The sequence below is a fragment of the Caldicoprobacter faecalis genome (genome assembly GCF_900115765.1).
Lineage (GTDB): Bacteria > Bacillota > Clostridia > Caldicoprobacterales > Caldicoprobacteraceae > Caldicoprobacter > Caldicoprobacter oshimai.
In genome coordinates, this window is record NZ_FOXR01000010.1 from 70,362 (window position 1) to 79,533 (window position 9,172).

Annotated in this window: 8 protein-coding genes; 1 reads left to right on the plus strand and 7 read right to left on the minus strand. The window is 42.7% G+C overall.

The genetic code is table 11. The features are described 5' to 3' along the window. Positions 1-7: 7 nt before the first annotated feature. Positions 8-1,051: an L-threonine 3-dehydrogenase gene (gene tdh, locus BM241_RS05775; RefSeq protein WP_025747993.1), complete on the minus strand. Its 1,044-nt coding sequence runs from the start codon at positions 1,049-1,051 to the stop codon at positions 8-10. Between the two features lie 365 nt (positions 1,052-1,416). On the opposite strand from tdh, the gene BM241_RS05780 reads away from it, so the two are divergent. Further along, complete coding sequence (locus tag BM241_RS05780; RefSeq protein WP_025747994.1) at positions 1,417-1,977, plus strand: helix-turn-helix domain-containing protein; 561 nt, start codon at positions 1,417-1,419, stop codon at positions 1,975-1,977. Between the two features lie 130 nt (positions 1,978-2,107). Here the strand turns inward: BM241_RS05780 and tyrS are convergent, their stop codons facing one another. The 6 genes from tyrS to BM241_RS05810 all read right to left on the minus strand — a co-directional run bounded on the left by tyrS (position 2,108) and on the right by BM241_RS05810 (position 8,902). Beyond that, positions 2,108-3,334 carry a tyrosine--tRNA ligase gene (tyrS, locus tag BM241_RS05785; RefSeq protein ID WP_025747995.1) on the minus strand — a complete coding sequence of 409 codons (1,227 nt, stop codon included), beginning with the start codon at positions 3,332-3,334 and terminating at the stop codon, positions 2,108-2,110. A gap of 137 nt (positions 3,335-3,471) precedes the next feature. Beyond that, complete coding sequence (locus tag BM241_RS05790; protein WP_025747996.1) at positions 3,472-4,383, minus strand: DUF368 domain-containing protein; 912 nt, start codon at positions 4,381-4,383, stop codon at positions 3,472-3,474. A gap of 121 nt (positions 4,384-4,504) precedes the next feature. Further along, complete coding sequence (locus BM241_RS05795; RefSeq protein ID WP_177206102.1) at positions 4,505-5,473, minus strand: PDDEXK family nuclease; 969 nt, start codon at positions 5,471-5,473, stop codon at positions 4,505-4,507. A gap of 11 nt (positions 5,474-5,484) precedes the next feature. Continuing rightward, positions 5,485-6,267 (minus strand): hypothetical protein, encoded by a 783-nt coding sequence (locus tag BM241_RS12415; protein WP_177206103.1) that lies wholly within the window; start codon positions 6,265-6,267, stop codon positions 5,485-5,487. A 111-nt stretch (positions 6,268-6,378) separates the two neighbouring features. Further along, entirely contained in the window at positions 6,379-7,428 is a 1,050-nt protein-coding gene (locus BM241_RS05805) for an ADP-ribosylglycohydrolase family protein (protein WP_092282257.1), read from the minus strand. 46 nt (positions 7,429-7,474) lie between these two features. Further along, positions 7,475-8,902, minus strand: coding sequence for a DUF6884 domain-containing protein (locus BM241_RS05810; protein ID WP_177206104.1), 1,428 nt, complete (start codon positions 8,900-8,902; stop codon positions 7,475-7,477). Positions 8,903-9,172 lie beyond the last annotated feature (270 nt).

A 9,172-nucleotide genomic window follows, 5' to 3' on the forward strand; every position in this document is an offset into this window, starting at 1 on the left:
CTCCCTTTTATTTTGAAACCTTGAGCAAAACTTTTATTGCTTTATTTGCCTCCATCTCCATAAACCCCTTCTCTACATCCTCAAGATCCAGCACATGGGTAATAATGGGATCTATCACCTTGCCATTTTTCAAAAGAAAGCTCTCGCATTGATACCAGGTTTCAAACATCCTTCGTCCTGTAATACCACGTATGGTGATCCCCTTGAATATTATCTGTTCGGCCAGATTGAGTTCCACTTCACGGGGCGGAATGCCAAGCAAGCTGACCTCTCCACCATTGCTTAAAAGCTCCAAGCCCAACCTTAATGATTGGCCATTCCCGCTCATTTCAAGAAAAACATCCGGCCCCAGTTCATCAGTGTAATCCAGAATCTTTCGCCTGATATCTGAGTCATAAAAATCCAAGACATGATCAGCGCCTACCTTAAGGGCAATCTCCCTTTTAAAAGGGTTTGGCTCCACCACTATAACCTTTTTAGCCCCACTTTCTTTAGCGATGGGAATAGCGAAAAGCCCTATGGAACCTGCGCCAGTTATGAGAACGTTCTTCATGCTTACCGGCTGAGCCATGACAGTGTGCATAGCGTTTCCCAGCGGATCAAATAAAGCACCATAAAAATCGGGAATATCAGGATGTACCGGCCAGACGTTCTCGGCAGGAACGCATACGAACTCAGCAAAACAGCCATTTCTGTCAACACCGAGTATCTTCACATCCTTGCAAATATGCCCCTGACCATTTCTGCAATACTTACAATGACCACACGTTATATGCCCTTCAGCTGATACCCTTTGCCCTATCTGTAAGTGCTTTACATTTTTGCCCAGCGCATATATCGTCCCAATGAACTCATGACCTATAATGAGGGGAGGTTTAACTCTGCTCTCAGCCCAGGCATCCCACCTGTAAATATGCAAATCAGTACCACAAATTCCAGCAATGTTTACCTTAATAAGCACCTCATCGGGAGCAGGTTCAGGAATGGCATCAGTGGTGATCTCTATCCCCCGGCCGGGCCCTTGCTTTTTTACAACATTCATTGTGGACATCTCAATTCCTCCCCCCACAGAGATTATAGAAATAGTTAGCAGTTACATTTACAAAGCTTGTTTAATATATAGAACTTTGAGTTTATTATATTAAATAAACTATGCGCTGTCAATCCAAAAAATTCTTAAATTTCAATAGTTGACCTCTGTGGCAGACAGGTCTATAATACAATTGCCGCTATAAACCGAAAACAAAAATGATTTAGCTGCAAAAAATTCACTCGTTTAAATGTTGCTTGACAAAGCAGCACTTAACTTTTAATTTTAAAGTATGCAACAGCTTCTTTTTCAACTGCACTGACGCCAGGTTCGTTTTGATCAACAAAATGATCAAACTATTTTGTTTATAAGGTAGGGAGTTTACAATGGACAAAAGGCAACCACCGGCCATTGGGAAAAACATTGCCAATTACAGAAAGCAAAAAGGGATGAGCATGGATGAACTGGCCAAGAAGTCAGGGGTATCCAAATCCATGCTTTCTCAAATTGAACAGGAAAAGACCAACCCCACAGTGGTTACATTGTGGAAAATCGCCAATGCTTTAAATATACCCGTTGAATACCTGTTAAAGACCCAGTCTGTTTCACAGATAGAAGTGCTGAGAAGGGATGATGCACCTATCTTCTATTCAGAGGATCGTTCCTGCCTTATACGCGTAAATTCACCCGTACACATGATAGACAACCTTGAACTCTATGATATGACTTTTAAACCCAGGGGCAAACTCCATTCAAAGCCCCATTTTCCCAACGCCGAAGAATTTTTAACCGTCATCACCGGAAAATTCAAGGTTACCGCAGGTGAAAGTTCAGTTATATTAAACGAAGGGGACACGGGAAGATACAAGGCCGACAGGGAACATATCATAGAGAATTTAACAGACCAGGACGCAAAAGCTTATCTGGTAGTGTGGTTCCCCCAATAGTTTTGACATAATTGCTTCTACATAGCGTTTGTACCTGGTCAAAATAAAAACCGCTCTCTTAAGGAGCGGTTTTCTGCTTTTACGATTAATGACTATTCCTCAACGTAACTTTGCTTAGCACAAAACAACCCTATTTCACCACTATCCTGTGATACGCCTTTTTGCCCTTGCGTACCAGCAAGCTGCCATCTCGCAGGTCCTGTTCGGTCAGCTGGCGTTCGATGCTGTCCACCCTTTCGCCGTTTATATAGAGCCCGCCCTGCGCAATCAGGCGCCGACCTTCACCTTTTGACGGGATAAACCCTATGCTGTACAACAAATCGATCACATTGGAATTTCTCCTGTACTCCTCCATCGTTATCTCAGTTGTTGGCACGGCATCCAAATCCCCGCCGCTACCAAAGAGAGCCTCGGCTGCCATCTGCGCCTTTCGCGCTTCCTCTTCGCCGTGTACGTTTTTTGTAACCTCATACGCCAGTACCTTTTTGGCCTCGTTTATCCTCTCACCTGGAAGGCTTGCCAGGCGGTTTACCTCTTCCATGGGCAAGAAGGTGAGAAGCGCAAGGCACTTCTTAACATCCGCATCGGCTATATTCCTCCAGTATTGATAGAAATCGTACGGGCTGGTCTTATTGGGGTCAAGCCAAATAGCCCCTGCCCTGGTCTTGCCCATCTTCTGCCCATCGCTGGTGGTAAGCAGAGTAAAGGTGATGCCGTATGCCTCCGCTCCTTCCACCCTGCGGATGAGGTCAACTCCCGCCAAGATGTTGGACCACTGGTCATCTCCGCCCATTTGAAGACGGCAGCCATACCTCCTGTAAAGCTCAAGGAAGTCATAGCTCTGCATCAGCATGTAATTGAATTCCAGGAAGGACAAACCGCGCTCTAATCGGGCTTTAAAGCACTCAGCAGTCAACATGCGGTTTACCGAAAAATGCACGCCTATCTCCCTCAAAAACTGTATATAGTTAAGGTTAAGCAACCAGTCGGCATTGTTAACCATAATAGCTTTGCCTTCAGAAAAATCCAAAAATCTGGAGAGCTGCTTTTTAAAAGCCTCGGCATTCTTTGCAATGGTCTCTGCGCTCATCATCTCGCGCATATCGGTACGGCCGCTGGGGTCACCTACCATGGCAGTACCGCCACCGATAAGGGCAATAGGCCTGTGGCCGGCCCGCTGCATGTGCGTCATTACCATGATTTGGATAAAATGTCCCACGTGCAGGCTGTCAGCCGTTGGATCAAAGCCTATGTAAAATGTAACGGGTTCTCGGCCCAGCAGCTCCCTTATCTCTTCCTCGTGGGTAACCTGCGCAATATACCCTCTCTCTTTTAAGACATCATAAATGTTTGCCACTTCGATTCCTCCAATTTAAGTTTTTTATTTATTCATTCCTAGTAATTGCTCGCTTAACTGCTCGCTTTATCACAACATTTTAATCCATAAAACGCAGAAATTCAAGCGCCAGGTTTTGATGAAACATCTGATTGAAGCTAATAATTGGCCTTCCGTATCTTCACCTTTTTAGGTTTGGCCTTAAACAATGTCCCATCCGCTTTTCTGTTAGCTATGGTGCCCAGCTTTTCCATTCCCATTGAGATTGCGTAACCGATCAAAAAACATATGGCGCTCAATACAAGCTGCCCTGTGCTCGAAAAATTAGCGGGAATGATCAAAAGCGTCGAAGCCACAACGATGCCCAGAATGATATGGGTAATAAACTCTCGGTATCTCTCCAGCAGAAAATGGACAAACCGGGCTAAAAGCACAGCCGACAACGCAATACCCACAAGCAGAGGCAAAATAACATCCATTTTCATATCAGCGATCCCGGCTGCCATCGGCTGATAAAGCCCCAGGAATATGAGTATGGAGGATGAACTCAAGCCGGGTATTATTATGCTCAATCCCCATATTACGCCGCACAGAAAATACCATCCTGCATTGGGCGTAATTTCAATGGGTTTTTCCGCTTTCAGAGACAGCAAAAACGCATAAAAGGTGATCAAGCTTATCACAAAATACGACCACGAGACGGCACCCGTGCTCTTTTTTTCCGCCTCACGAAACAGCGAAGGAAACATTCCGCCAATCAGGCCCACAAACAGAGAAGCCGCCAATGCGGAAGACGTATTGAACAACACCTCTACAGCCCTTGCAAGCCCAAAAAAACCTATGGCCCATCCTATCATAATGGGTATGAACAATCTATAATACATAATCAAAGATCGTATAGGATGCGAAAGCAATGCGATCATGGGCTGGTATATACCGAAAGCTACGCACAGAACGCCACCGCTAATACCCGGTAATATAGCACTGCTCCCTACCAGTGCACCCTGTATAATCCGCAGGGCCCACAACCCAACAGGAAAATTTAAAGCCGGAAATTTAATATTCCCCATGCCGCTATATCACTTCTTTCTACTGGGTTTTTATTTTTATATTAGCAAAAAATCGGCATTTAGGCCAGCCTTCAAATTCAAAAATATTACCAGTAAATTACATGAAATTTGTCCTTTTTAGTTAAAGCACAAAAAGTTGAAGTTTTTGTTTTAGGTCTTCTATATAATACTTAGAAGATCTATCAGTCTGTTCAAAAGCGTATACAACAGGTTTTATCCCCTTACGCTCACATTGATGTTTGACTTTTTTTGAAAATTTCCTGGCTATCAACGCCCCAGCAACACATTCTTCTCCCATTTCCTTAATATAACTTTCCAATTGTTCAATATCCTTTTCTTTCGCATCGCCGGTCTTCACTTCCAAAATGATTTTCTTAGAATAACCCACAGGCACACGATTCTTTATAAGAATGTCAACATGCCCTTCAGCTAAAGCTTTTTCACCGAGAACTTCAAAATCCTCTGCACGGAAACCAGTTAACTCGAAACCCTCAAACAAAGCTTGGAGATTTTCATTCTCTGATAAATGCTGTCTTATCAAAGACTGAAGAATAATTTCTTGAAAATAGAAAATCTCCGGTGCCATTTGAAGCTTTTTATCCCATACGATGGCAGGAATAAATGTTTCGTAACCATCTATCATCAATTGATCAAGCGGTTTGGTATAAATTTGACCCATTTGAGATACTGATTGCAAAGTAGTCTGATCAGCTTGAAAATGTGTCTTACGATAACCGCCTCTCAACAGCAGGTTTTCTGCTACATACGCAAATTCCGGTTTAACCATCGATTCAACAAATTGACGAATCGGCTCCAAGTAAAGCCGAAAAGGAAAATAATACGTCTTTCCGGAGCTAAAAGTAATTGGCGGCCATGGAGGAAGTTCATGGGCGTTCTTCAAAGCCTCCTTTTTTCTAACCTTATATAGATTATAAACTTTTGCACCATACAAAAATGACACAAAATCGCCTTCCTGAATTTCCATAAAAGTCCACAAGCCATTGATGCTATTCGTAAAACCTGCCAGTGCATATTTTATACATAAATCCAAATTCGTTTTATTAGAGACAGAAATTAGGAAATATGCCATATCGAAACCTCCTACAAAAAGCTATCGAAAAGCTCGTTACTCCATTGTCTGAGCTGGGTTATCTTTTCGCTCCACCCTGCTGGGTTCCACATGCGCAGGTCATTTGCCATCATCTCCACCGAAAGCACATCAGCAAAACCGTATTTTTCAACAACTGCTCGTCGTCCTTCAGGAGTTATTGAACCCCAGATTAGCACGGCTCCATCCGCATGAACTTCGTGACCCCTTACCTTAACCTTATATGATTCAGGATATCTTGTTAAGTGCAAAAATTTCAAAAAAGCTGTATTTCGATGATGTTCAAGCTGCCATGCATCAGTGAGGCGTAAATATCTGTAATTTTGAAATTCCAGCTCGCACTTCACCTCGGCCACAAAAATCTTGCCTGTTTTTCGATGGCAAAGAGTGAAATCGAGAGTATGTCCTCGCATTTCGCCGGGAGCGTACACGGTAGGCCGTCCCAGATCTTCATAAGGTGCTTGAGGGCAACTACACCAGTATCTAACAAGTTCTTCACCAAATATACCGAAAAGGCGTGAGAGAAATTTATCTCTTACTGGGTCTCCACTATGAAAAATTTTATCAAAGTTAATTGTCATAGGTAACCAATCCTTTTTCCACTCATGCCCGCAATTTCTGCAAAAATAATCCGGGCTATCTTCCATGATGACGCAGCCACCCAGTTTTACCTCTCCGGCTTCAGCCCTCTTGAAAAGCTCATAGGTCGGCAAGCCATATATAATTTCCCCGCAATCTGTGGAACCGCATTTTGGGCATTTCACACAATCTGTCATAAGCTTTACTCCTCCTACTCTGCAAAGCGCCAACTTCCCCATGTGACAAACATAAACCAGTTATTAAAATCAAACAACAATTATTTCCAGACTGTATTTTTTTAAGCTATTCTAATACCCTACACAATACCGCCTGCTCCAATCCTCGTCATCCCTGTACCCGTCCAGCAAGTCATCCGCTATTTGCAATATAACATCTTTCAACTCGACCTTCTCGATCCACTCGGCAGGAATACGGCTCAATCCCAGATATGCTCCCAGTATATTGCCGGTTATGGCACCGGTACTATCGCTGTCTCCATCGTGGTTTACTGCAGCAATCAATGCTTTCTTGAAATCATCCCTATACTTTAAGGCACAATATGTTGCTATCCCCAAAGCCTCCTCGCCAACCCAGCCTTCACCAAGCTTTACAATCGCATCAATATCGGATGTATCGCTCTTTGACAGATGGAGAGCCTTGTTCAAACTTTGGATACATTCCTCATTGCCCTTATATCCTTTCAATTTCTCAATAGCACCTCTAACCGCTTCTCCAATATCCTCCCCTTCGATAATCGACGCAATCATATACGCCAGAGCACCAGCAGATAAATAGCCAGATGGATGGCCGTGGGTGAGGACAGCAAACGCTAATGCCATTTCAAAAGCTTTATCCTTTGGATAAAACAATCCTGCCGGTGCAGCTCGCATCACTCCACCACATCCTTTGCTATTATTGATGGGCTTATCAATAGTGCCCCGCTTGCCGCTTGACAAAGCAGATAAGCATGTGTTACCAGGCCCTCTATTTGAATGAAGCTCTCTTATTCCAATCAGCCAGCCATCATATATACCATCATAGTCTTCCATCTTCGGATATCCCTGTGTATGCAGCCACCTTAAATAAGCATGATATACCGCTGTTGTAGCACTACAGGTCCCCTTCACCCTCCGCATAGCCTCTGCTCGAAGTATGCCTTCAGCGGTAAACAAGCTCATCTGAGTATCATCGGTGATTTCGGCTTTGCCGTTTGTGCCGATAACAAGGTCGGTAATGCCATTTTCACCGTATTTTCTCTTTATTTCACTTGTACCCAGAAACTCTACAGGCCACCCCAAAGCGTCGCCAATTGCTCCGCCCAGCAGGCAACCCCTGAAATGGTCCCTATCCCTTTTCATAGCACATCAAACTCCCAGTTTACCTTAATTAATCGTATAAATCTATTTACCTATTCTCTAGGTAGTACCGGATTTTTATGGTCGAACTTTTGCCGCTCGGCGTTGTATGTAGTACTTTATCGCCTGGCATCATCTTTTGATACATAGCTGAGCATACTTGGGGCATTCTATCTTTTAACCCTAGCTGTTTGTGTATATCACCCGAAACCAACTCAATATAATCATAGCCTTTTCTTTTTGCTTCCTGCAACAGTTTCTCTATATACTGTCTTATATCTTCAGTTGTTATACGTTCTGCTGAACCAGCAAATTCATTAGCAGAAGTATGTACCAAATCAACAAACTCTTCTTGCTTGACACTATCTGCCATCCTCTGTAATTTTTTCTTATAATCTGCATTATCCCTGTACCTGTTGTTTCCAAACCTGATAAGCCACTTGACCCGTTCCAATTCCTCATCCGATAACGGTTTACCATCCAAACCCTGTCTGTTCCAAAGGCCGCTTTGTGCAATCTCCGTCACCGGGCTGCTTAACCCTAGCCAACTATTGCTAGGCCTAAAGTCTGAGCTTCTGTTAAGCGTTGCTATAATACCCTCTTCCAATCGCAACCGTTCAGCCTCATCTTCAACCGGGAAAGTAATAAAAGTTACATTCTCCCTTAGATACCCGGTGATTTTTCTCTCAAGTTCAGTCTCAAAGTGTTTATTTACTAAATGCCCATATTTTCTTACGTTTTCAGAAATATGCATATCAATTTCCCACACTTTTAAATATGGATCCCTGGCAGCATTTAAAAAAGCGCGCCCAATGTTTTTACGCAAAATACTGCCATCTGCATCTTCCTTTAAAAAATGGTCTCTTAACCTTGTCTTCAGACGTCCCCGCCCCCGGTGGGTACCTACTCGAACTATCCTATCCATACCCTTATAGCTTTCACCTTTTTCAAACATTACATATATACCATTTGAGTAGGGAATCTGATCTATCATTGTCCAATCTAATCGAGGCAAACTGTTAAAAAGCATATGAATAGCTACTGCTTTATCCTGTTCTTCTTCAAGTGCAATCAGCCTCTCCAGTTCCGGTATCCATTCTCCCAGTTTTTTACCTTTGAGTGGAATCCAGAAATAGTTTAGATTAGGCAGCAAAATTTTATAGTAATTCTCTCCTGCCAAAATGATAAACTCATCGTGTTCTAAATCAGAAACTTTCCCCAACTCTTTTATGACCTTTTCTCCCCATGCTTGCTGTTCTCCTACACTTTTATCATTCAAGGTTTCGTCATAAGGCTCAAGCATCATATTTCCTGACACCAGACCATACTTCGCAGAAAGAACAAATATCTTATCGGCAACAAGCTTTGCAAAAGCATATGCCAACCGAAAACGTGGGCTTTCTGAATAAAGTTCTCTTGCTGGGCATTTATATGCTTTTTTAGCACTAGTACACGAAATCAAAGCGATCCTAGCCATAAATCATTCCTCCTAATATCTATCTAACCATATACAATATAACTAAACTAAATAACTAAATAGTTGAATGATTCAGATATGCCCAAAAAAACATAAGTTAAGTCCATATAATTGTGTAAAAAGGGGTTGAGCCACCCCCACCCCTCTGGTTAGAATTAAAATGTAAAAACCAAAACTAACTGGAGGGATGAGAAATGGCTCAATACAATATTACCATTGATTCTGAAATTTTGCACTATCTTTTTTTAAAAGGAGCTAAAGATGAAGGTA